The organism is Clostridium sp. AM34-11AC (assembly GCF_003435375.1).
Classification (GTDB): domain Bacteria; phylum Bacillota; class Clostridia; order Lachnospirales; family Lachnospiraceae; genus Pilosibacter; species Pilosibacter fragilis.
The window spans coordinates 38,910-62,543 of the sequence record NZ_QWGL01000005.1 but is presented as its reverse complement, the minus strand read 5'-3'; the positions used below and the strand labels follow the sequence as shown (position 1 = coordinate 62,543).

Annotated in this window: 23 protein-coding genes and 1 riboswitch; of the genes, 21 read left to right on the top strand and 2 right to left on the bottom strand. The window is 50.1% G+C overall.

The window, feature by feature from the left end; genetic code table 11:
* The first annotated feature begins 114 nt into the window (after positions 1-114).
* From DW826_RS05300 to DW826_RS05280, 5 genes are all read left to right on the top strand, one after another.
* Entirely contained in the window at positions 115-1,413 is a 1,299-nt protein-coding gene (locus DW826_RS05300) for a CapA family protein (protein WP_117552237.1), read from the top strand.
* Between the two features lie 185 nt (positions 1,414-1,598).
* Positions 1,599-2,114 carry an SEC-C metal-binding domain-containing protein gene (locus tag DW826_RS05295; RefSeq protein WP_117469428.1) on the top strand — a complete coding sequence of 172 codons (516 nt, stop codon included), beginning with the start codon at positions 1,599-1,601 and terminating at the stop codon, positions 2,112-2,114.
* Positions 2,115-2,195: 81 nt separating this feature from the next.
* Positions 2,196-2,957: a class I SAM-dependent methyltransferase gene (locus tag DW826_RS05290; RefSeq protein WP_117552236.1), complete on the top strand. Its 762-nt coding sequence runs from the start codon at positions 2,196-2,198 to the stop codon at positions 2,955-2,957.
* A gap of 3 nt (positions 2,958-2,960) precedes the next feature.
* On the top strand, positions 2,961-3,845 hold the full coding sequence (gene hslO / locus DW826_RS05285) for an Hsp33 family molecular chaperone HslO (RefSeq protein ID WP_117552235.1): 885 nt from the start codon (positions 2,961-2,963) through the stop codon (positions 3,843-3,845).
* 3 nt (positions 3,846-3,848) lie between these two features.
* A complete protein-coding gene (locus tag DW826_RS05280; protein ID WP_117552234.1) occupies positions 3,849-4,430 on the top strand; it encodes a DUF5662 family protein in 582 nt (193 codons plus the stop codon).
* 137 nt (positions 4,431-4,567) lie between these two features.
* On the opposite strand, the gene DW826_RS05275 is transcribed toward DW826_RS05280, so the two are convergent.
* Positions 4,568-5,647: a ribonuclease H-like domain-containing protein gene (locus tag DW826_RS05275; RefSeq protein ID WP_117552233.1), complete on the bottom strand. Its 1,080-nt coding sequence runs from the start codon at positions 5,645-5,647 to the stop codon at positions 4,568-4,570.
* A gap of 322 nt (positions 5,648-5,969) precedes the next feature.
* Here DW826_RS05275 and ruvA point away from each other — a divergent pair, with 322 nt between their 5' ends.
* From ruvA to DW826_RS05225, 9 genes are all read left to right on the top strand, one after another.
* Positions 5,970-6,587, top strand: coding sequence for a Holliday junction branch migration protein RuvA (ruvA, locus tag DW826_RS05265; RefSeq protein ID WP_117552231.1), 618 nt, complete (start codon positions 5,970-5,972; stop codon positions 6,585-6,587).
* A 67-nt stretch (positions 6,588-6,654) separates the two neighbouring features.
* The gene (gene ruvB, locus DW826_RS05260; protein ID WP_117469434.1) at positions 6,655-7,653 is read left to right on the top strand and encodes a Holliday junction branch migration DNA helicase RuvB; all 999 of its coding nucleotides are present in this window, start codon (positions 6,655-6,657) and stop codon (positions 7,651-7,653) included.
* 191 nt (positions 7,654-7,844) lie between these two features.
* On the top strand, positions 7,845-8,177 hold the full coding sequence (locus DW826_RS05255) for a cell division protein ZapA (RefSeq protein ID WP_015554226.1): 333 nt from the start codon (positions 7,845-7,847) through the stop codon (positions 8,175-8,177).
* Positions 8,178-8,187: 10 nt separating this feature from the next.
* Complete coding sequence (locus DW826_RS05250; protein WP_117552230.1) at positions 8,188-10,407, top strand: U32 family peptidase; 2,220 nt, start codon at positions 8,188-8,190, stop codon at positions 10,405-10,407.
* Between the two features lie 10 nt (positions 10,408-10,417).
* Entirely contained in the window at positions 10,418-11,752 is a 1,335-nt protein-coding gene (locus DW826_RS05245) for an FtsW/RodA/SpoVE family cell cycle protein (RefSeq protein ID WP_117469436.1), read from the top strand.
* Positions 11,739-13,169: a penicillin-binding transpeptidase domain-containing protein gene (locus tag DW826_RS05240; RefSeq protein ID WP_242990508.1), complete on the top strand. Its 1,431-nt coding sequence runs from the start codon at positions 11,739-11,741 to the stop codon at positions 13,167-13,169. Before DW826_RS05245 ends, DW826_RS05240 begins: the two co-directional genes overlap by 14 nt.
* Positions 13,170-13,564: 395 nt before the next feature.
* Positions 13,565-14,581, top strand: coding sequence for a UDP-glucose 4-epimerase GalE (gene galE / locus DW826_RS05235; RefSeq protein WP_015554230.1), 1,017 nt, complete (start codon positions 13,565-13,567; stop codon positions 14,579-14,581).
* Positions 14,582-14,992: 411 nt separating this feature from the next.
* Positions 14,993-15,445 carry an NUDIX hydrolase gene (locus tag DW826_RS05230; RefSeq protein WP_117469623.1) on the top strand — a complete coding sequence of 151 codons (453 nt, stop codon included), beginning with the start codon at positions 14,993-14,995 and terminating at the stop codon, positions 15,443-15,445.
* A 69-nt stretch (positions 15,446-15,514) separates the two neighbouring features.
* Positions 15,515-16,321, top strand: coding sequence for an amidohydrolase family protein (locus DW826_RS05225; protein WP_015554232.1), 807 nt, complete (start codon positions 15,515-15,517; stop codon positions 16,319-16,321).
* Between the two features lie 17 nt (positions 16,322-16,338).
* Here the strand turns inward: DW826_RS05225 and DW826_RS05220 are convergent, their stop codons facing one another.
* Positions 16,339-17,190, bottom strand: a complete 852-nt coding sequence (locus tag DW826_RS05220; RefSeq protein ID WP_117504033.1) for a YihY/virulence factor BrkB family protein — start codon at positions 17,188-17,190, stop codon at positions 16,339-16,341.
* Positions 17,191-17,680: 490 nt separating this feature from the next.
* Here DW826_RS05220 and DW826_RS05215 point away from each other — a divergent pair, with 490 nt between their 5' ends.
* The 7 genes from DW826_RS05215 to purF all read left to right on the top strand — a co-directional run bounded on the left by DW826_RS05215 (position 17,681) and on the right by purF (position 23,571).
* On the top strand, positions 17,681-18,319 hold the full coding sequence (locus tag DW826_RS05215; RefSeq protein WP_015554233.1) for a single-stranded DNA-binding protein: 639 nt from the start codon (positions 17,681-17,683) through the stop codon (positions 18,317-18,319).
* Between the two features lie 142 nt (positions 18,320-18,461).
* The gene (locus DW826_RS05210) at positions 18,462-18,968 is read left to right on the top strand and encodes a cob(I)yrinic acid a,c-diamide adenosyltransferase (RefSeq protein ID WP_015554234.1); all 507 of its coding nucleotides are present in this window, start codon (positions 18,462-18,464) and stop codon (positions 18,966-18,968) included.
* A gap of 11 nt (positions 18,969-18,979) precedes the next feature.
* A riboswitch (Lysine riboswitch) is annotated at positions 18,980-19,161 on the top strand.
* Between the two features lie 130 nt (positions 19,162-19,291).
* Complete coding sequence (dapA, locus tag DW826_RS05205; protein WP_015554235.1) at positions 19,292-20,176, top strand: 4-hydroxy-tetrahydrodipicolinate synthase; 885 nt, start codon at positions 19,292-19,294, stop codon at positions 20,174-20,176.
* Between the two features lie 20 nt (positions 20,177-20,196).
* Positions 20,197-20,949 (top strand): 4-hydroxy-tetrahydrodipicolinate reductase, encoded by a 753-nt coding sequence (gene dapB / locus DW826_RS05200; protein WP_015554236.1) that lies wholly within the window; start codon positions 20,197-20,199, stop codon positions 20,947-20,949.
* An 84-nt stretch (positions 20,950-21,033) separates the two neighbouring features.
* Entirely contained in the window at positions 21,034-21,369 is a 336-nt protein-coding gene (locus tag DW826_RS05195) for a hypothetical protein (protein WP_117552229.1), read from the top strand.
* 345 nt (positions 21,370-21,714) lie between these two features.
* Positions 21,715-22,026, top strand: a complete 312-nt coding sequence (locus DW826_RS05185) for a hypothetical protein (protein ID WP_117483222.1) — start codon at positions 21,715-21,717, stop codon at positions 22,024-22,026.
* 105 nt (positions 22,027-22,131) lie between these two features.
* Positions 22,132-23,571 (top strand): amidophosphoribosyltransferase, encoded by a 1,440-nt coding sequence (gene purF / locus DW826_RS05180; RefSeq protein WP_117469441.1) that lies wholly within the window; start codon positions 22,132-22,134, stop codon positions 23,569-23,571.
* Positions 23,572-23,634: the final 63 nt, after the last annotated feature.

Genomic DNA, 23,634 nt, shown 5'->3' with positions numbered 1-23,634 from the left:
TTTTTCTCTATATAGTAATGTTGCGGAACAGGAGAAAATCTGGTAAGCTTTAGGGAGGAAAAACGAAAGGGAAAATGGTGGAATTTAAAGGAATTCTGCTTATGGGAGTGTATGATGAGAAGAAAAATAGCGGTAATTTGCGGAGCGGTCCTGTTGGCGGGCGTTCTGCTTGGCGGATGCAGCAGTGTGGCATCGGGGACCGTGCGGACGACGGCTGCGGTTGAGGTAAGTCAGGAGACGAAAACGGCTGAGCCTGCGGAGAATAGTGATACTACACAGGAGAGCGTGGACAGCAAAACAGGCGGTGAAAAACCTCATGTTGTCCTGCAGCAGAATGAGACGGAATCTTCCGAGGCGGAGACAGGATCCGCGGATCCTTATGCGGACCTCTTAAAGGACCCGGAAGTCATGGCGGCGAACAAGATCTACGTGAAAGAGACAGCGGAGACGGGAAAGACGCGGATCGTCTTTGCGGGAGATATCCTGTTCGACTCCCATTACGCGATCATGGCATCCCTCTTAAAGAGGGGGCAGGGGATCGAGGGTGGAATTTCCGCGGATCTCTTATCCATCATGCGGAGCGCCGATATCTTTATGGTAAACAACGAATTTCCGTATACGACGGGCGGAGCGCCCACGGCGGGAAAGAAATTTACGTTCCGTGCGGATCCGAAGTACGCGTCCTGGCTCTTTGACATGGGAGCGGATCTCGTGTCCCTGGCGAACAACCACGCCTATGATTACGGCGAAGTGTCCCTGACAGACACCCTGGACACCCTGGAAGCCATCGGAATGCCCTATGTGGGAGCGGGACGAAACCTGGATGAAGCGGTGAAACCGGTATCCTTTATCGCAAACGGAAGGAAGATCACCTTCGTCTCCGCAACCCAGATCGAGCGGACACTTCCGCCGGACACCAAAGGGGCAACGGAGACAACTCCGGGGGTATTCCGGTGTCTGGAGATCAATAAACTTCTGGAGGTGATCTCCGCGGCGAAGGCGGACAGCGATTTTGTCATTGTATACATCCACTGGGGGACGGAAGGAACTGATAAGCTGGATCACTGGCAGCAGGAGCAGGCGCCCCAGATCGCGGCGGCAGGAGCGGACCTGATCATCGGGGACCATCCCCATGTGCTGCAGCCCATTGGCTACCAGGGAGATGTCCCGGTGGTGTACAGTCTCGGGAACTATCTCTTCAACTCAAAGACGCTCGATTCCTGCCTCGTGGAGGCGGTGATCGGAGATGAGGGGTTGGAATCCCTGCGGTTTATTCCGGCGAAGCAGTCGAATTGCCGCGTGGCGAAGGCGGAAGGAGCGGAGAAGGAGCGGATCATCAATTACATGAGAAGCATCTCTCCGGAGGCGGTGATCGATGATGAGGGGTATATTACGAAGCAGAATGCCCAGTAATGGTACAGAACACGTACCGGACCTGTCACATTTAATATTTCCAATGCACAAAAAATTTTCCTGTTTACAGAAAAAATATCCTATGTTATAATGTGCATTAGACGTTTTCTGTACCAGTCTGCCCTTTTGAAAATGGATGGTGCGGAAAAGAAATAGAAACAGTATACGAAAAGGATGGAACTGATATGGCAACATTACTTGAAACATGGAGAAGCCTCGCTTACGGCGATGGTCTCGATGATAAAAAGAAAGAAGAACTCTGGACAAACTATTTTACGATCGAAAAAGGCATCTACGAGAAGATCCTTTCCAACCCGACAGAAGTTGTTGAGGGAACTGTAAAAGAACTTGCTGAGAAGTATGGCACAGAAGTTCTCGTTATGACTGGTTTCCTTGATGGAATCAATGAGAGCTTAAAGGGATATGAGAACCCGATCGACACAATGGCAGAGGATACCGTTGTTAAGATTGAGATCGATCCGGAAAAGCTTTACTACAATATGGTAGAAGCTAAGGCTTCCTGGCTCTATGAGCTTCCGCAGTGGTCTGAGATCCTTTCCGCTGAGACAAGAACAGAGCTTTACAAGAAGCAGAAAGCTTCCGGAACCGTACGCCGCGAAGGCCACAAGATCTACCCGAACGATCCGTGTCCGTGCGGAAGCGGAAAGAAGTACAAAAAGTGCTGCGGCCGCAACGCATAAGATGAAACGTAAGCCATTACCTATTGCGGGTAGTGGCTTTTTCATTATTGTACGCGGACTGAGGCTGATCAAGGAGATAAAATGCAGGCATATACAGGTTTTGCTGCTGTCTATGACACTTTTATGGATAATATTCCATATGAAGAATGGTGTGAATATCTGACAGGGCTTTTAAAGGAACAGGGGGTTACGGAGGGACTTCTTCTCGATCTCGGATGTGGAACGGGAAGTCTCACGGAGCTTCTCGCGGACGCTGGTTATGATATGATCGGCGTGGACAACTCCGAGGAGATGCTGGAGCTTGCCCTGGAAAAGAAGGAACAGTCCGGAAAAGATATTTTGTATCTCTGTCAGGATATGCGGGAATTTGAACTTTACGGCACGGTGGCGGCGGTGGTCTCCATCTGTGACTGTATGAATTATATTTTAGAGCTGGAGGATCTGACAGAAGTATTCCGCCTGGTTAACAATTACCTGGATCCGGGCGGAGTGTTTATCTTCGACATGAATACGGAGTACAAATACCGGGAGATCATGGGAGACAACACGATCGCGGAAGACCGGGATGACTCCAGCTTTATCTGGGACAACCAGTACGATGAGGAGGAGCAGATCAATATCTATGATCTGTCGATCTTTGTCCGTGAGGATGGGGATCTCTTCCGAAAGTACCATGAGACACATTATCAGCGGGCTTATTCCCTGGAAGAGGTGAAGAGTGCCATCCACGAAGCGGGAATGGAATTTGTTGCCGCCTACGATGCATTTACGAAGAATCCGCCGCGGGAGGACAGCGAACGTATTTATGTGATCGCGAGAGAATATGGAAAAGAAAGGAAATAGAGCATGAACGATTATATGATCCGTGCGACGGCTGCGGAAGGACAGATCCGCGCCTTTGCTGCAACGACAAGAGATATGGTGGAGAACGCAAAGAATGCCCACAACACAAGCCCGGTGGCTACGGCTGCCTTAGGACGTCTCATGACAGCAGCTGCCATGATGGGCGCTGACTTAAAAGGGGAGAAGGACCTTTTAACACTTAAAATTGAGGGAAGCGGTCCGCTGGGAGGACTTCTTGTCACAGCCAACGGCCATGGAGATGTGAAAGGATATGCGTTCAATCCGGATGTAATGCTTCCGCCGAATGCACAGGGAAAACTCGATGTCGGCGGTTCCCTGGACCTTGGCGTTTTGAGCGTTATCAAGGATATTGGCTTAAAAGAGCCGTATGTGGGGCAGACACAGCTTGTCACAGGTGAGATCGCGGAAGATCTGACCTACTATTTTGCCACATCTGAGCAGGTTCCGTCCTCCGTTGCCCTAGGTGTTCTAATGAATAAGGACAACACGGTCCGTCAGGCAGGCGGCTTTATCATCCAGCTTCTTCCGGGTGCTTCCGATGAGATCATCGACAAGCTCGAGGCGAAGCTTTCCGGAATTTCTTCCATCACAGCACTGCTGAATGCGGGAAAGACTCCGGAGGAGATCCTGACAGACATCCTCGGCGAGTTCGGACTTGAGATCTTATCAAAGATGCCGGTACAGTTCCGCTGTGACTGTGACCGCTCCAGAGTGGAGAAGGCGATCATCAGCATCGGAAAAAAAGAGATCCAGGACATGATCAACGAGGGCAGAGAGATCGAGGTCAACTGCCAGTTCTGCAATAAGCACTATAAGTTCTCTGTGGATGAGCTGGGAGATATGCTTAAGAAGGCAACGAGAGAGTAAAAAATGAATTCTGTTAAATTAAATGAAGAAGAAAAACGGCTGCTCCACAACGCCTGGCATCACTTCCTGACCATCACGCATCACAAGCTGGTGGTTATGGAAGGCTGCTTTAAGGTTGGACTTTTTAAACAGGGGCTGCTCCACGATCTGTCGAAGTATTCCTGGGAGGAATTTAAGACCGGCGTGAAGTATTACCAGGGAACGAGAAGTCCCAACGCGGCAGAGAAGGAAGAAAAGGGATATTCCTCCGCATGGCTCCATCACAAGGGGAGAAATAAGCATCACTTCGAGTACTGGACCGATGTGTCCACAGCGGAGGACCACTGGAAGATCGTCGGCGTGAAGATGCCAGTGAATTACCTGGCGGAGATGGTCATGGACCGGATCGCGGCCTCGAAGATCTACCAGGGAAGGAACTACACGGATGCGGCACCCTACACATATTTTTCCAGAAATAAGGAATATATCGTCATGCATCCGGAGACGAAGGCATGTCTGGATAAGATCCTGCTGATGTTGAAGGAAAAGGGAGAGAGAAAGACGTTTGCATATATCAGGAAGCTTCTTAAGGATGGGGATTACTAGAAATAAGCACTCGCGTCCGGTGCAGGAATGTGTCTAAGCATGTTTTCGCATTGAATGAGATTTGCAGCATAACCGCTGCCGTCTGCAGCTGACGCAGGCGGCAGGGCTGATGTGTGAAGATACTGGATTAGCGGGTTTTATTTGAGAAATGAGAAGATCTCTTTTATATACCGGTTCAGCTTTTCCACATCGGAGAAGCAGTCTTTCCGGACTTCGAAGAATCCTGTTTTATCCTTGCAGGAGGTCTTGAATTCCGGCACCCAGATATCTGCGGGCTGGGGGAGAAAGGTGCCGTCCTTCTTTGTGTAGCAGGTCTCCTTTGTCGCCTTGATCCGGGCGTCCTTGTCGACAAATTCGCCGACACTCTTGTGGATCGCGGTATCCTCGTAGATCAGATAGTAGTAATCCTTATAGTTCGGATAATAATATTTTAATGTACCTTTGTAGACCCGGATGGAAAGCTCCATCCGGTCTTTGTCTGCCCGGAAAGCGTAGGCGGGGACGGAGGCAGCCACCGGGGACGGAAGGATCGTCACCGGGTCCCCTGAGAGGGAGAGGATCAGCCGGTCTGTCTCGCCGGGAGCTTCCCGCACCGCGTCCAGGGTGAAATCCTGGGCGAAAAAGTCAGGATAGAAGAGTACGGGAAGGAGAGAAGGCATTCCCTTTAAGTCGTCCTCATTGTGGAGGAGAAGAAGATGTTTTTCTTCCTGATCGTGAGTCCTCAGATAGTCCAGGTAGACTTCGATGAGCTCGCCGCCGTTATAGAGGTCCTTGCGTCCGATCTTAAGAAAGCGCTCGATGGTCTTCTGCTTCATGTCCGGCAGACCAAGGAGCTTCTTAAAGGGCTTGATCCGGCGGAAGATATCGACGCTTTCCACGCTGTCAAAGGCGGGGGTGAGCTTTAAGGCCTTGGCGCGCTTCGTGACAAAAGGAATATCGAACATGTCCCCGTTAAAGTGGACGAGAGTGCGAAAATCCTTTATAAAGTAAAAAAATGCGGTCAGGACATCGGCCTCCGCGGCTTTCGTGTCTGCAAACCACTGGATGAAGCGGAGATGGTCTCCCTCCGGCCAGATACAGCCGATGAGATATACGGTGTTGTAGTCGGCGGAGAAGCCGGTGGTCTCGATATCAAAAAAGACAAGCTTTTCCGGATCGCCAAGGCGCTCCAACGGATAGGCGATGGTGCCAGGGAATGTTTTTTCTATAGTGATCATGTGATAGTCCTTATACTTATATTGCTGATCCGCCTGGGGTTCATAAAAATGCTGGTGACTGCTCGGAAAACTGCATATGGCAAATCATGAATGGAACAGGCGGAAGAATTTTTGCTTCCGTGTTTTCTGATTATACCCGCGAAAACATGGAAAGTCAACGAAGGAGAAGCCTGGCGGCGTTTTCCGGGAAGATATTTCAAAAAACAGCTAAATCGAAAATATGTTCGATTCTCGCGGCGGTTTCACTTGCACTTAAATGGCGGCTATGGTATGATTACGACATGCAATATGACATGGCGAAGGGAAAAGGGAGGTTCGTTCAGTGATTTCATATATACGCGGTCCCCTGGAAGAAAAGAGGGAAGATTCCGTCGTCGTTGAGGCGGGAAATATTGGATACCGGATCTTTATTCCGTCATCGGTCCTCGGGGAGCTTCCTGGGCTGGGGGAGGAAGTGAAGATTTACACGTATTTTTCCGTGCGTGAGGATGGAATGAGTCTTTTCGGATTCCTCTCAAAGCAGGATCTTGAGATGTTCCGCCAGTTGATCGGGGTGAACGGGGTCGGTCCGAAGAGTGCTCTGGGGATCCTCTCCGCGCTGAGACCGGATGTGCTGCGTCTGGCCGTACTCTCCGGTGACGCGAAGGCAATCTCGAAGGCGCCCGGCGTCGGGGCAAAGACAGCCCAGAGGATCATCCTGGATCTCAAAGATAAAATAAAAGCAGAAGACGTATTATTTGCAGGTGCAGATCTGGAGGAGAGCCCGAAAACGGATCTCTCTGGAATGGCGGAAGCTGGAAAAGAGGCTGTGGAAGCGCTTACGGCCCTCGGTTATTCCGCGTCCGAGGCGCAGACCGCAGTGAAGAAGGTTGCGATCACAGAAGGTATGACTTCCGAGGACGTGCTGAAGGGCGCGTTAAAGCATCTGGCATTCTTATAGGATGAAACCTTGAAAAATGGCAGCAGGAGATCTGGCTGTCTGATAGAAGATATAGATAGGAAATGTTATGAGCCGAAAAATCATTACGACCGAAGAAACTGAGGAAGACAAAAAAATAGAGGGGACCCTGCGCCCGCAGTATTTAAAGGATTATATCGGTCAGGAGAAGATAAAGTCCACGCTGAAGGTCTTTATCGATGCGGCAAAGAGCCGCGGGGAGGCGTTGGATCATGTGCTTTTTTACGGCCCGCCGGGCCTTGGAAAGACAACGCTCTGCGGAATCATCGCGAACGAGATGGGGGTGAACTTAAAGGTGACCTCCGGGCCGGCGATCGAGAAGCCGGGAGAGATGGCTGCGATCTTAAACAATCTCCAGGAGGGAGATGTCCTGTTTGTGGATGAGATCCACAGGTTGAACCGCCAGGTGGAGGAAGTCCTGTATCCGGCGATGGAAGATTTTGCCATCGATATCATGCTTGGAAAGGATTCATCCGCCCGCTCGATCCGACTGGATCTTCCGAAATTTACACTTGTGGGAGCAACAACGAGAGTGGGACTTTTAACAGCTCCGCTCCGGGACCGTTTTGGTGTGATCCAGAGGCTGGAATTTTATACACCGGAGGAACTCTGCGTGATCGTAAAACGCTCCGCAAAGGTCCTGGGCGTTGAGATCGACGAGGAAGGAGCTTTTGAGATCGCAAGAAGGTCCAGGGGAACGCCGAGACTGGCAAACCGCCTCTTAAAGAGAGTGAGGGACTTTGCACAGGTAAAATACGACGGTGTGATCACGAGACATGTGGCGGATTTTGCCCTGGATATCCTGGATGTGGACAAGCTTGGTCTCGACAATAATGACCGGACCCTGCTTCTCACCCTGATCCAGAAATTTTCCGGTGGTCCGGTGGGACTTGAGACGCTGGCGGCGTCTATCGGAGAGGATTCCGGGACACTGGAAGACGTGTATGAGCCGTATTTATTGATGAACGGACTTATTATGCGCACGCCGAGAGGAAGAATGGCGACGGATTTGGCCTACAAGCACCTTGGGCTGGATGCGGCGAAATAGAAAAAAACATTTGCTGCAGTATACAGGCAGGAATTTTCTGAATTGAAAAATCTGTACGATAGAGAAAAAATGACAATTTTTATATAGATGATAACTGTCCGGCGGATCTGTGGATCGATCGTGTGGAGCCGTGAGGGAGTACAGGCTGGAAAACAGGCGGACGGTTATGCAAAAGAAGTGAGGAATTAGAAATGGATGAGAAGAACTATACGGAAGTGCTGATCAATGGAAATGTCTACACGCTGGGAGGAGCGGAGGATCCGGAGTACCTGCAGAAGGTGGCTGCCTATATTAATGAGAAGATCGCCGTTTTAAAGGCACAGCCGGGATTTACGAGACAGAATAAGGATTACCAGGAAGTCATGATCTATTTGAACCTGGCGGACGATTATTTTAAGACACTTCAGGAGGCGATGATGCTGCGCAGCCAGAAGGATGAGATGGAGAAGGAGATCTACAGCTTAAAGCATGAGCTGATCGGTCTTCAGATGAAGCAGGAATCCGCGGAGAAGAAGGCGGAATAAAGGAGAGAATATGAAAAACAGAACGGTTGAGATACTCGCACCGGCCGGTTCCTACGAGAGTATGGTGGCGGCGGTGAACGCGGGAGCGGACGCGGTCTATATCGGCGGAAGCCGGTTCGGTGCCCGTGCCTACGCGAACAACCTGGATGAGGAGACGATGGTGAAAGCCATCAACTTCATGCATCTTCACGGATGCAGGATTTATATGACGGTCAACACGCTCGTGAAGGAAAAAGAGATGTCAGATCTGTATTCCTATCTGAAACCGTACTATGAGGCGGGACTGGATGCCGTTTTAGTTCAGGATATGGGAGCGCTCACCTACATCCGGAAACATTTCCCGGATCTTCCGGTCCACATCAGCACCCAGATGACGGTGACAGGGAAATACAGCGCGAGAGACCTGAAAGCCCTTGGCGCTGTCCGTGTGGTTCCGGCGAGAGAACTTTCCTTAAAGGAGATCCGTGAGATCTATGATGATACGGGTCTGGAGGTGGAGACCTTCGTTCACGGTGCCCTCTGTTACTGCTATTCCGGCCAGTGCCTGTTTTCCAGCCTGATCGGCGGACGGAGCGGAAACCGGGGCCGGTGCGCACAGACCTGCCGTCTGCCTTTTGACGCAGAGCAGAACGGAAAATATGTCAATAAAAAGAATGAAAAATATATCTTAAGCTTAAAGGATCTCTGTACCCTGGATCTGATCCCGGATATCCTGGAAGCGGGTGTCTGTTCCTTAAAGATCGAGGGACGCATGAAGAGTCCGCGCTACACGGCAGGAGTTGTAAGTATCTACCGGAAATACGTGGACCTCTACTTGAAGGAGGGGCGTGCCGGATACCATGTGGAGAAGGCAGACAGGGATGCCCTGCTGGCTCTTTTCGACCGGGGCGGACAGTCCCAGGGCTATTACCACACCCACAACGGACGGGACATGGTGGTCTTAAAGGAAAAGCCGGAGTACCGCGACGTGGACCAGGAACTTTTCGACTATCTGGACCGCACGTATGTGAATGTGGAAAAGAAGATCCCTGTGACGGGAAGCGCGTACATCGCGGTCGGAAAACCGGGATATTGCTCCGTGTCGGATACGGCGGGAAATACAGCCTGGGAGGAATCCCAGCCCGCCGAGGAGGCAAAGAATGCCCCGATGGACACGGAGCGCATCAGAAAACAGCTCTCAAAGACTGGTGATTCCATGTTTACGTTCACGGACCTTACCGTGGAGTGTGAGGGAAATGTGTTTATGCCGGTGCAGGCATTAAATAAGATGCGCCGCGAGGTCCTGGAGAAGCTTCAGGACGAGATCCTTTCCGGATACCGGAGAAACAGTTCTGTTCCACCGACAAAGGAAGAAGAGAGAGCGCCTGAAAAGGCTGATTTGGAAGAAAGACCGGAATTTACTGTCTTTGTCCAGACGAAACAGCAGTTTGAGATGGTTCTCGGGAAATTTAAGATGTACCGGAAGCTGTCCGAAAGATCATACGGAATTTATCTTGCGGCGGAGAGCTTTGACGCCCAGGAGTGGAAGAAGCTTGCGGACCGCTGTCATGAGGCGGGAGTCCGGTGTTATCTTATGATGCCGAGGATCTTCCGGAAAGAGGCGGAACAGTACTTCAGAAAGCAGATGGAGCTTTTAACGAGTGCCGGTTTTGACGCGCTTGGTATCGGTTCCATGGAAGAACCGGGATTCCTCCGGGAAGCAGGAATTGAACTTCCTATGTACTTCGACCAGGGAATGTATTCCTGGAACCACCTTGCGGGAGCGGCGATGGAGCGGTATGGGGCAGACCGATTGACGATCCCTGTGGAGTTAAACGAGAGAGAGATCCGGGATTCTGGTGTTCAGGGAGAGATGATCGTATACGGGTATCTTCCGATGATGATCTCCGCCCAGTGTATCAGAAAAACAACGCTTGGATGTTCCGGAAAGTCGGAAATCATGTGGTTAAAGGACCGCAAGGACATGCGGTTCCCGGTGGTAAACCAGTGTCGTTTCTGTTACAATACGATCTACAATTCTGCGCCGCTTTCCCTTTTAGGACTCTCCGAACAGGTCACAGGACTTAAGCCGAATGCGGTCCGCCTGAACTTCACGGTGGAGGAACCAGCTGCGGCGGGCGAGATCCTGGACGCGTTCTTTGAGGAATACGGAATGAGTGAAAAAGCGGCGGAGCCGCCAGTTTTAAGGAATCAGTTTACGCGCGGACACTTTAAGCGCGGAGTGGAGTAGGTGATAATTATTGACTAATCTGATCATACAGATATCCAGATACTTGATGATCCTTCTGATCGCCATGGATACCTATTACAATTTCCGCTTCTTTTCCATGCGGGATGAGGAGGGAAAAAACCGCGTCTGCGGACGCCAGCTTGTGTGCATGTTTATGCTGCACTTTCTGGCGAATATCCTGATCTGGCTGAACACGGAATCTGTGACGATGTTAGCCTTTTACGGTGCGCAGGTGGTATTTTTCCTGCTGTACATTTACCTTACGAGACTGTTTTACAGGAACAGTTCCAGACTGCTCGTCAACAATATGTGTACGCTTTTGGCGACGGGATTTATTATCCTCACAAGGCTGAACCCTGACCGGGCTATGAGACAGTTCGTGATCGTGGCGGCGGCAGCGGTGATCACCTGGATCATCCCGTTTATCATCGACCGGGTATGGCAGCTTGTGACGTTCCCATGGGTCTATGGAATACTCGGGCTGGTACTTTTGGGAGTGGTCTGCGTCATCGGAAATACTTCCTACGGCGCACAGCTTTCCCTCTCCTTCGGTGGATTTACAGTACAGCCGTCTGAGTTTGTGAAGATCAGTTTTGTGTTCTTCGTGGCAGCCATGTTCTACCAGTCCACGGACAGGGAGACGATCATAAAGACCACCGTCGTGGCGGCACTTCATGTGTTGGTGCTTGTGCTTTCAAAGGACCTTGGAAGCGCATTGATCTTTTTCGTCGCCTACATGACGATGCTTTTTGTTGCCACATCCAGCTATCTCTGGTTCGGCGCCGGCATTGCGGGCGGATCCCTGGCGGCGGTTGCGGCTTACTATCTGTTCCCACATGTGAGACGGCGTGTGGAGGCCTGGGCGGATCCCTGGTCTGATATCGCAAACAAGGGCTACCAGGTGGCACAGGCGCTGTTTGCCATCGGAACAGGCGGATGGTTCGGAATGGGTCTTTACCGGGGCATGCCGGAGAAGATCCCGGTTGTGGACAAGGATTTCGTTTTCGCGGCGATCTCCGAGGAGATGGGGGCACTCTATGCGCTCTGCGTCCTGTTTTTATGCCTTGGCTGTTATATGCAGTTTATGCTGATCGCGATGAAGATGCAGGCGATGTTCTATAAACTGATCGCGTTTGGACTTGGAAGTGTTTATATTACCCAGGTATTTCTGACTATCGGCGGGGTGACGAAGTTTATCCCGTCCACCGGTGTGACGCTGCCCCTTGTGAGCTACGGCGGCAGCTCCATCGTCTCGACCTTTATCATATTCCAGGTCATCCAGGGACTTTATGTCTTAAAACGCGGGGAAGAAGAGGAGGAGGAGAATTCCAGTGAAGAAGAGTAAACCGAATCCGAAGGCAAACCGGAATATCCTCTGGTTTGTGTATGCAGCAATATTTTTATTTCTCGCAATGGGAATCTATGTGGGATATTTTCTCGTGGTAAAGAGCGATACGGTGATCGATAATCCGTATAACGCCAGAGCCACTATTTTCCAGGACCGGGTCACCCGCGGCAAGATCCTGGCGGATGACGGGACTGTGCTTGCAAAGACCGTTACGGCGACGGATTCCAACGGTACCGAGGTGCGGGAATACCCATACGGCAGCCTGTTTGCCCATGCGGTAGGATATTCGACGGTGGGAAAGACAGGAATCGAATCCCTGGCAAACTTTGACCTTTTGAGATCTCACACGAACCTCATCGAGCAGACCGCCGATGAGATCATGGGAAGAAAGAGCATTGGGGACAACGTGGTGACGACCCTGAATGTAAATCTGCAGCAGATCGCATCGGATGCTTTCGGAAAGAACCGGGGCGCGGTCATCGCCATCGAGCCGGATACCGGAAAGATCCTCTGCATGGTTTCAAAGCCGTCCTTCGACCCGAATAAGGTGGCGGCAAACTGGAATGATCTCGTAAACGGGGACAGTACGGAGGCGAGACTGTTAAACCGCGCGACTCAGGGACTCTACCCGCCGGGATCCACCTTTAAAATCGTCACAGCCCTGGAGTATATGAGAGAACATCCGAGCGCGTACAATGACTATCACTATGACTGCAGTGGAATTTTTTCATTCGAGAACAACAAGATCCAGTGCTATCACAAGAAGGCACACGGATCCCAGGATTTCACCCAGGCATTTGCAAATTCCTGCAACGGAGCGTTCGCGAACCTCGGCACAGAGCTTGAGCTGACGAGCTACCGGAACCTTGCAGAGCAGCTTTTATTCAACAGAAGCCTGCCTCTCGATATTCCGTACAATAAGAGTACCTTCTCCATGCAGCCGGATGCGGAGACATGGGAAGTGCTTCAGACAAGTATCGGACAGGGACAGACATTGATGTCCCCGATGCACAATCTTCTGATCACCGCGGCGATCGCAAACGGCGGAATCTTAATGAAACCGTATCTGATGGATCATGTGGAAAATTCCGGCGGTGATGTGATCCGGAAGTTTTCCCCGTCTGTGGCAGGAGAGCTGATGGTCCCGAACGAGGCGGATGCCTTAAAGAACCTGATGGTACAGGTGGTCAATGTGGGAACGGGATCCGCACTGAAACGGGATTCCTACCAGGTGGCAGGGAAGACAGGATCCGCAGAATTCGACAAGGGAAAAGAGACTCACGCATGGTTTGTCGGTTTCGCACCGGCGGATGATCCGAAGATCGCGGTATGCGTTATCGTGGAGGAAGGCGGCTCCGGCGGGCATACGGCAGCACCGATCGCGGCGAAATTGTTTGATGCATGGCTTCAGTAGAGTGCTTTTTGGAAATATGCCTGTAAGATACGGGACGTGTCTGAGGAACTGAAAAAGTGCTGTATGCGGAGAAAATTACGTTACAGTTCAGCCATGCGCTGGTTTGAATGAGAAAGTGTGTTGCAAGCTTGCTTGCATAAGCACTTTTTCATCCAAATCAGCATATGGTGGAACCACCAAGCTTCTTGTTTTCATGAATATGAAAACAAGAAGATGTAATGGCTGAACTGTAACAAAATTACTGTAAAAAAAAGAAATCTGTATTGAATAAAAGAAAAATGATATTTTCTTTTATTACGGGCAGTGTTAAAATGATAACGAGGACAGGATCCGGGGAAAAGGATCCGAAATAATAACCGTATCTCAGAACGGCAAAATTCATGGGAGGGTTCATCATGAGAATTTTAGTAACCGGCGGCGCAGGATATATCGGAAGCCATACATGCCTGGCACTTCTGGAACAGGGACATGAGGTCGTTGTCTTTGATAATCTTTACAATGCGTCGGAAGAAGCATTAAACCGTGTAAAGAAGCTCACAGGAAAGGATCTGACATTCTACAAGGCAGATATGCTGGATCGTGATGCGATGGAAAAGATCTTTGATGCGGAGAAGATCGACGCAGTGATCCACTTTGCTGGATTAAAGGCTGTTGGCGAATCAGTCGCAAAGCCGTGGGAATACTACCACAACAATATTACCGGTACATTGATCCTTCTCGATGTGATGAGAAAACATGGCGTGAAGAAGATCATCTTCAGCTCCTCCGCTACCGTTTACGGAGATCCGGCTTTCGTTCCGATCACAGAGGAGTGCCCGAAGGGACAGTGCACAAACCCGTACGGACAGACAAAGAGTATGCTGGAGCAGATCCTTACCGATATGCAGAAGGCAGACCCGGAGTGGAATGTGATCCTGCTCCGTTACTTCAATCCGGTGGGAGCTCATGAGAGCGGTCTGATCGGAGAGGATCCGGAGGGAATCCCGAACAACCTGACACCGTACATCACCCAGGTTGCCATCGGAAAGTTGAAAGAGGTGGGCGTATTCGGAAACGATTACGATACACCGGACGGAACGGGTGTCCGCGACTATATCCATGTGATGGATCTTGCGGAAGGCCATGTAAAGGCATTAAAGAAATTTGATGATAAGCCGGCGGTATATATCTATAATCTCGGAACAGGTCACGGATACAGCGTTCTTGACGTGATCCACGCTTTTTCCAAGGCGGTTGGAAAAGAGATCCCGTATGTGATCAAACCGCGCCGTGCAGGCGATATCGCGACATGCTATTCCGATGCTACAAAGGCAAAGGTGGAGCTTGGCTGGGAGGCAAAGAGAAACCTCGACGATATGTGCCGTGACGCATGGAACTGGCAGTCCAAGAATCCGAATGGTTATCGTTCATAAAAAATGAATGACTGAACTTTGGTCATAGACAGGAAACTCCGGCGGATGTATGGTCTGCCGGAGTTTTTCTGTTTCGGCGTAAGGTGTGGACCGCAGTGAAATATATGATCGGCCTTCTGAAGATATCTTATGGTTACTTTTCATGGGTAGGAATTTTCTGAACTGAAAATTCCGTACAATACAGTGGGGGTAGTGGATTTTGCCGATTCGGAATGCGAAGCATCGGCAAAATCCTGTTACAGTGCGCGGGCATGGAGTGCCCGTGTACTGTAACACATTATGGAAATTTCTGCGAGTGAAAACGTGGTTGCAAACACGGGTAAAAAGAAGTATACTAAACTCAGTAAAAAACACACCTGCGGAATCTGCTTTCGGGCGGAATCCCTTGAATGCCTGTCAGGAGGAATTGCAATGATAGAAGCAACGAGCTGCGGCGGTGTGGTTATATTTCGCGGCAAGATCCTGGTTCTCTATAAGAACTACAGAAACAAGTACGAAGGCTGGGTCTTACCGAAAGGAACTGTGGAAGCAGGAGAAGAGTTTAAAGAAACGGCTCTCAGAGAGGTGAAGGAGGAGACCGGGGTCCAGGCCCAGATCATTAAGTACATCGGAAAGAGCCAGTATTCATTTAACACGCCGCAGGATACGGTGGAAAAGGAAGTCCACTGGTATTTAATGATGGCGGACAGTTATTACAGTAAACCACAGCGCGAAGAATACTTCGTAGATTCCGGATATTACAAATATTATGAGGCGTACCACCTTCTGAAATTCTCAAATGAGAAGCAGATTCTGGAGAAAGCCTATCACGAATATCTGGATCTGAAACGGTGTAATCTGTGGGGCAGTAAGAAATACTTCTAGGCCCCGTAAACGGAGGAAAACCCCTTAAAACAGGGGTTTTTCCTGTATATTGACTTAAGGAGCGAGACTATGAAGATCATCGACGCACATCTTCACTTTGTGCCGGAAAATCCCTACTTCCAGGAGATCGCGGTGCGGGCGGAACATAAAAATACAGAGGAAGACTTAAGGGCGGTCTATCAGAAATACAATATTGAGGGAGGAGTCGTCATGGGAAACCGGGGCGTGGACCCGGTGGATCATTCCTACCCGGAATTCCTAAGGTACTGTGTGGGGATCGACCGTGATTTTCTCGTGAGCGAGGACAAAAAGAAGAGCCTGGATCAGGTGGAGGAGAACTTAAAGCGGGATACCTGTGTCGGAATCAAACTCTATCCCGGATACAACAAGATGTATGTGACGGATGAGGTGTACGAGCCGCTCTATGATCTCGCAAAGGCGTACAAAAAGCCTGTGGCGATCCACATGGGCCAGACAGCTGGTTCCCGCGCCTACTTAAAATACAGTCATCCGCTGACCTTGGACGAGGCGGCAGTCCGTCATCCGGATGTAAACTTTGTCATGTGCCATTTCGGCAATCCGTGGCTCCTGGACGCGGCGGCTGTCGTGGAGAAAAATGAGAACGTGATGACGGATCTCTCCGGCCTTCTGGAGGGGAAGATCGATTTCCCGAAGCTTTTAGAGCAGCAGAGAGGATATTTTGATGCCTTAAAGACCTGGATCTCCTACTGCAGCCAGTATGAAAAGTTCATGTTCGGAACAGACTGGCCGTTAGCCAACTACGGAGACTACATCGAAGTCGTAAAATGGCTGATTCCTGAGGAGGAGTGGGGGAAGGTCTTTTATGAAAATGCGAAAAGAATCTACGGATTATAAGAAAATGGACTGCCTGATCAGGGCAGTCCGTTTTCTTTTATCGACATGATCTTTTCTTTATAAAACAGCAAAAACCAGTTGATCTCCGCCCCCACAAACAGGATGCAGATCGAGACATAAAGCCACAGCATAAAAAGGATCACCGCAGTCAAACTTCCGTACGTGACAGCGTATGTGCCGAAATACCGGAAGTAAACGGAAAATGCCAGGGAAGTGAGTGCCCATCCGGCGGCGGAAAACATGGCTCCCGGGATCTGGCCGCAGATCGAGAGCCTCCGGTGCGGAAGTGCCGTGTAGATGGCGGTGAAAAAGATCATCAGCATGATAAACATCACAAGTCCGCGTCCCAGGGAGATCATCCCGGAGAGATAGGACAGGGCCGGGAACCATTTTAACAGCATCTCCTGCAGGAAGCTTCCGAATACGAGGAGCGCAAGGCTCGTCACACACATCAGGGAGAATGCCAGGGTATAAACGCTGCAGAGGGCCCTGCGAAGGATATAATTTCGCGGCGATGTGACGCCGAATACCCGGTTTAAGCCCTTTTCGATCCCGAGCATTCCCTTTGCCGCGGACCAGACCGCCGCAAGAGCAGTCACAGAGATCAGCGCTGCCGGGGAATCGGAGTGCAGGCTGTCCAGGAGATAGATCAAAAGCCCCTGGAACCGGCCCGGGATCGCAGGCAGCAGAAAACGCAGAAGATCTGCCTCATGGATCATGGGGGCCACCTGGATCAGGGCCAGAAGCACCATAAAAAACGGGAACGCCGCCATGATGATGAAAAATGAGGCCTGTGCGGCATAAACGGACATTTCGTCCATGGAATATTTCAAATAGACCTGTCGTCCGAAGAGTAGCAGGCGAAGCATAAGATCCTGACCTTTCCATAACCGCGAAGGAGGTATCCTGTCGGTCATGCCCTTTCTTTCTATATCAGAGAGGTCAAAAGACTTTTTGACCTCAACATCATAAAATATTAACATGAAGAGAGAAAAATAACAAGAGTGGTAAAAAAACAGCATGCGGCAGAATCCACTGCCACGTTACTGTTCACGCTTTGCGCAAACAGTAACTGATTTTGCCGATGCTTCGCATTCCGAATCGGCAAAATCCACTACCACCACTGTATTGTACGGAATTTTCAGTTCAGAAAATTCCTACCCGTGTACAGTAACACTGCCACCACTGTATTGAGAAAAAATAGAAGATCATGCCGAAATACCGAAAAAATCCGGGATTTCCGTCGATAAAAACCTGAAAAGACATGACACAAAGCCGTTCTAATTTACGTTCTAATTACATACAGATATACGGTAAAAGCCGTATAGCGGAAAAAACAATCAAAAAGGAGAAAATACTATGACAGAAAAAGGAATGGAAAACAACAAAGTAACCGTAATTGGAACGATCGTTTCAGGATTCACATTCAGCCATGCCGTGTTTGGGGAGGGCTTTTATCTTGTGGATCTTCTCGTGAACCGTTTGAGTGAGCAGGCGGACATTATTCCGCTTATGATATCAGAGCGTCTGATCGATGTGACGAAGGATTACCAGGGCTGCACCATGGAGGCCTCCGGTCAGTTCCGGTCCTACAACCGCCACGAGGGGACGAAGAACCGTCTGGTATTGTCCGTGTTTGTCAGAGAGGTCCGCTTTATGGAGGAGTTCACGGACTACACGAAAACGAACCAGATCTTTCTGGACGGATATATCTGTAAAGAACCGGTCTACCGGAAGACGCCATTAGGAAGGGAGATTGCAGACCTTTTAGTGGCAGTGAACCGCCCGTATGGCAAGTCAGACTATATCCCATGCATCGCCTGGGGCCGCAATGCCAGATACGCCTCAGGATTTGGCGTCGGAACAAGGATCCTCATCTGGGGCCGTGTCCAGAGCAGGGAGTACACGAAAAAGGTCAGCGAGACGGAGTGCGAGAAGCGTGTGGCCTATGAAGTCTCCGTCAGTAAGCTTGAATGTGCGGATCATGCGGAGTCGTAGAAATACATATTAAAGACATCAGGGAGGGCAACTTTGACAGACAGGCAAATCTCTTGCAAACAGGATAGAGATGTGATAATATAGCATAATAGAAGCCTTAAAAAGCTTCAGCTAACGGTATACACAAAGTGAGGGAATGATCATGGCAAGTGACAGAGTCCGTGTGATCTGCGGACCGGGATACGGAAAATCCGCATCGGCATTGGGATACGCGATGATGGGCGTTTTCCGCGGAAAAAGGGTCATTATGGTACAGTTCTTGAAAGGTATGCTGGGAGAAGGAGCGGCAGACGTCCTGAAGCGTCTCGAGCCGGATCTCAAATTCTTCCGTTTTGAGCACTCCAAAGAGCGGTTTGAGGACCTTCCGGAAGATCAGAAGCACGAGGAACTGATGAACATGCGAAACGGCTTCAATTTCGCAAGAAAGGTGATGACGACCGGTGAGTGCGATGTCCTGATCCTGGATGAGATTCTTGGAATCGTGGATCAGGGAATTATCTCGAAGGAAGAATTCCAGAGTTTTCTTGAGTCAAGAGATGAGGAGACTGAGCTGGTCATGACCGGGCGCGTGTGTCCGGAAGGTATTGAAGAATATGTAACCGATATTTCACGGATGGAAAACATTGACGTTGACAATCATCAGGAATGATGATACCATAAATGATAAGTAGAGGTTGCGCCTGACATGAGTAGACCGGCAGATAATGGGAAATGGCTGCCGGAGAAAAGGGGATGGCGCCGAAGAGACAGGAAGTGAATCCCTAAGGCTCCCGTTTCTGGGCATGCGGCGAAGAACCGTATGACTGTCATCTTTAGAAAAAAGATGGAGGGCTGCTTAATCTGAAAGATCCGGGAGCTGACATCTTATTTGATTTCAGCTCCTTTTTTTGTGAAACAGGATTCTTTGTTCCGCAAAAGAGCGCAATCTATCTTAGACATTTAATTTTTACATAATAAAGAGGAGGACGCATGATGGCTATTTTTGAAGGAGCCGGCGTAGCACTTGTAACGCCATTTAAGGAAAATGGAACGGTAAATTATGAAGTACTGGAAAGCCTGATCGAGGAACAGATCGCGGCTGGAACAGACTGTATCGTAGCAATGGGAACAACAGGCGAGTCCGCGACAACATCTGAGGAGGAGCACATTCAGGTGATCCGCTTCGTATGTGAGGTCGTAAACGGAAGAATCCCGGTGGTTGCCGGAACAGGTTCCAACTGCACACAGACAGCAGTTGAGCTTTCTGTTGAGGCCGAAGAGGCAGGAGCAGACGGCGTTCTCTTAGTTTCCCCGTACTATAATAAAGCGACCCAGAACGGTTTAAAGGCCCACTTCACAAAGATCGCCAACTCCATCAAGATCCCGGCGATCCTCTACAACGTACCGAGCCGTACAGGCGTGAATATCGCACCAGAGACCATCGTTGATCTCTGCAGGCATGTGGAGAATATTGTGGGTGTCAAGGAAGCGAGTGGAAACTTCTCCGCAGCAGCGAAGATCCTTCAGCTCTCCGGCGGCTATGTGGATGTATACTCCGGAAACGATGACCAGGTCGTTCCGATGTTGGCTCTCGGCGGAAAGGGCGTGATCTCCGTTCTCTCCAACGTGGCTCCGAAGCAGACACATGACATGTGCGCAGAGTTCTTCAAGGGCAATATCGAGGCCAGCAGACGCATTCAGTTAAAGGCAATGCCGCTGATCGAGGCCCTGTTCTCCGAAGTAAATCCGATTCCGGTAAAAGCTGCGCTTAACTTAATGGGCAAGAACGTAGGCGAGCCGAGACTTCCGCTTACAGTGATGGAGCCGCAGCACCAGGAAGTATTAAAGAAAGCAATGCAGGATTTCGGTATCCTGTAATAAAATACGAGGAGAAAAACATGATCAGAGCAATTATGAATGGCTGCCACGGCGTGATGGGTCATGTGATCACGGACATTATTTCCAAGGATGACGCGATCGAGATCGTTGCAGGCGTGGATATGAACACAGAAAACTATGCCGGATACCCGGTATTTAAGTCCCTCGACGAATGCCCGGAGGCAGATGTCATCATCGATTTTTCCACCGCAAAGGCGGTTGACGGACTGTTGGACTACTGCGAGACGAAGAAAGTTCCTGTGGTTTTATGCACCACAGGACTTTCCGAGGACCAGTTAAACCATGTGAAAGAGGCGAGCAAGGTGGACGCAGTCCTTCGCTCCGCAAATATGTCCATCGGAATCAACCTTCTCATGAAGACATTGAAAGAGGTCGCTCCGGTCCTTGCGGCAGCAGGATTTGACATCGAGATCTTAGAGAAGCACCACAACCGCAAGATCGACGCCCCGAGTGGAACCGCCATCGCCCTTGCTGATGCCATCAATGAGAGCCTCGACAACAGCTATCATTATAAATATGACCGTTCCTCCGAGCGTGTCGCAAGAGATCCAAAGGAGATCGGAATCCAGGCAATGCGCGGCGGCACCATCGTCGGTGAGCATGATATTATGTTCGCGGGCCGCGACGAGGTCATCACCTTCACACACACCGCTTATTCCCGCGAGATTTTCGCAAAGGGAGCTGTGGAGGCTGCAAAATTCCTCGCAGGAAAGCCGGCAGGACTTTACGATATGGCTGATGTGGTCGGTTGATAGAGGTTAAAGTTTTATACATTTTTTTCCAAAATACTTCTCCTTTCTATGGCACATAATAGCCGTAGAAAGGAGATTATTTTTATGGGAAAAATCAGATGGATCAGAGCATGCGCGCTTCTCATTATGACCGCGGCATTCATCACAGCCTGCGGAAGAGGGAACGGAAATAATATGACCACAGCCCCGGATACGGGGAGCGCGGGAGCGGGAACCACAATGGAGAGACAGACAAACGGCACAAACCAGAGCACGAACGCGCCGTCCCAGACAGCCGGAGAGAGTGGCGGTGTGCTCCGGGATATGGTGGATGACGTGGGTGACGGCATCCACAACCTGACGGACGATGTCACCGGCATGTCAGAAACTACCGCGGCGGGAGCGAACGGCACTGCTGGGGAGACCACCAAGGCAAACTAAATATCCGGACCGGAATCCAGGACTGCCGGGGAATGAAACTCAACACGGCAGAAAGAGCCGGAAAGACAGGACAGCGGGGAAATGATCTGCAGGACGGGTATGAAGATCATTTCCCTGTTTCTTTTGCATCGTGATTTTGCCGATGCTTCGCACTCCAAATCACCAAAATCCACTGCTATCACTGTATTGTACGGAATTTTCAGTTTAGAAAATTCCTACCCGTCACAGCAACTAAAATGTAACGATAACAAGTTTTCCTGTTGTGAAAATATGCGAAAACAGATATAATAAGAGTACATCTTGAAAAAACTTATCAAAAGTCGTGGAAAAGTATCAGCCTGAATTTTGAAAGGAGTGAACGCCATCCGCTATCTGTACCATCCATACCATCCGTGGAGACACGGGTACCGAAGGGAAAAGATAAGAAGAGCTGCTGTAAAGACAGCGAGGATCCTTTTACTGCTGGAACTCCTCTGGCTCGCGTATTCCTGTGCGTGCTCCAGGATGACAGAGAAGACATACCTGGTGCCGGATATTGAAACAGGGATTCCAGATGGGACCGTCTCTGAGACGGAGGGGGAAATTTATGGTATAGGGATCGAAAAAGGGGCCGGAAATTTGTTCTGGTTTCACAAAGAAGTCCACAGGACTCCTTGAGAGAGGAACTTCTTCTTGATTTTCCATAGGGTATGTATTATAATTTCTACTGAAACACTGCTGTTTTATCGCAAAAACTTATAAATCAGAGGATGAAAAGCATTTATGGAGAAATCACTTACTTTAGACTGGGGAACAGACGAGCTGCATGAGGAGTGCGGCGTTTTCGGAATGTACGATCTGGACGGAAATGATGTTGCATCAACCATTTATTACGGATTGTTCGCATTACAGCACCGCGGACAGGAAAGCTGCGGAATCGCGGTGAGCGATACATACGGACCGAAAGGTGTTGTCAATGCCTGTAAGGGGATGGGACTCTGCAACGAAGTATTCACGTCAGAGAAGCTGGAAAAATTAAAAGGAAACATCGGTGTCGGCCATGTCCGGTATTCGACTGCCGGAAGCAGCACCATCGAGAATACACAGCCGCTCGTTTTAAATTATGTGAAGGGAACGCTGGCACTGGCACACAACGGAAACCTTGTCAATGCGCCGGAGCTTCGCAGAGAACTCGCTTACGACGGAGCGATTTTCCAGACCACGATCGACTCTGAGGTCATCGCCTACCACATCGCGAGAGAGCGCTGTAAGGTGGGAACCGCTGAGGAAGCCGTGGCAAACGCTATGAAGAAGATCAAGGGCGCCTATTCCCTTGTGATCAGCAGCCCGAGAAAACTCATCGGTGCCCGCGATCCGCAGGGATTCAAGCCGCTCTGTATCGGAAAGCGTGATAATGCCTATATCCTGACCTCCGAGACATGCGCGCTTGACACGATCGGTGCTACCTTCGTCCGCGATGTGCTTCCGGGCGAGATCGTGACGATTAATAAGGATGGCATCAAGTCCAATCTCATGATGCATGACCCGAAAAAAGAGGCGAGATGTATTTTTGAATATATTTACTTTGCAAGACCGGACAGCGTCTTTGACGGCGTCGGAGTTTACCACTCCAGAATCTACGCAGGCCGCTGCCTCGCAAAGGATTCACCGGTGGACGCGGACATCGTTGTGGGTGTTCCGGAGTCCGGAAATGCAGCAGCCCTTGGATATTCCATGGAATCCGGCATCCCTTACGCGATGGCCTTTGTAAAGAACTCCTATGTGGGAAGAACCTTTATTAAGCCGGGCCAGAGCAGCCGTGAGTCTGCAGTCCGTATTAAATTAAACGTATTGAAAGAGGCCGTGGAAGGAAAGCGCGTCGTTATGATCGACGACTCCATCGTCCGCGGAACCACCAGCAACCTGATCGTGGATATGCTGCGTGAGGCAGGAGCAAAGGAAGTACATATGAGAATTTCCGCACCGCCGTTCCTCTATCCGTGCTATTTCGGAACCGATATCCCGTCCAGCGAGCAGCTCATCGCCCACAAACGTACCGTGGATGAGATCTGCAAGGTGATCGGAGCAGATTCGTTAGCGTACTTAAAGATGGAGCGCTTAAGTGAAATGGCAAACGGACTTCCGATCTGTACGGCCTGCTTCTCCGGAGAGTATCCGGTGGATCCGCCGGAAGAAGATATCCGCGGAAGTTATGAAAAATAATCAGGGAAATTCAACGTTCCACAAAGCTCCGCAGTTGGCGGAGAATTCGTGAAAATATATTGA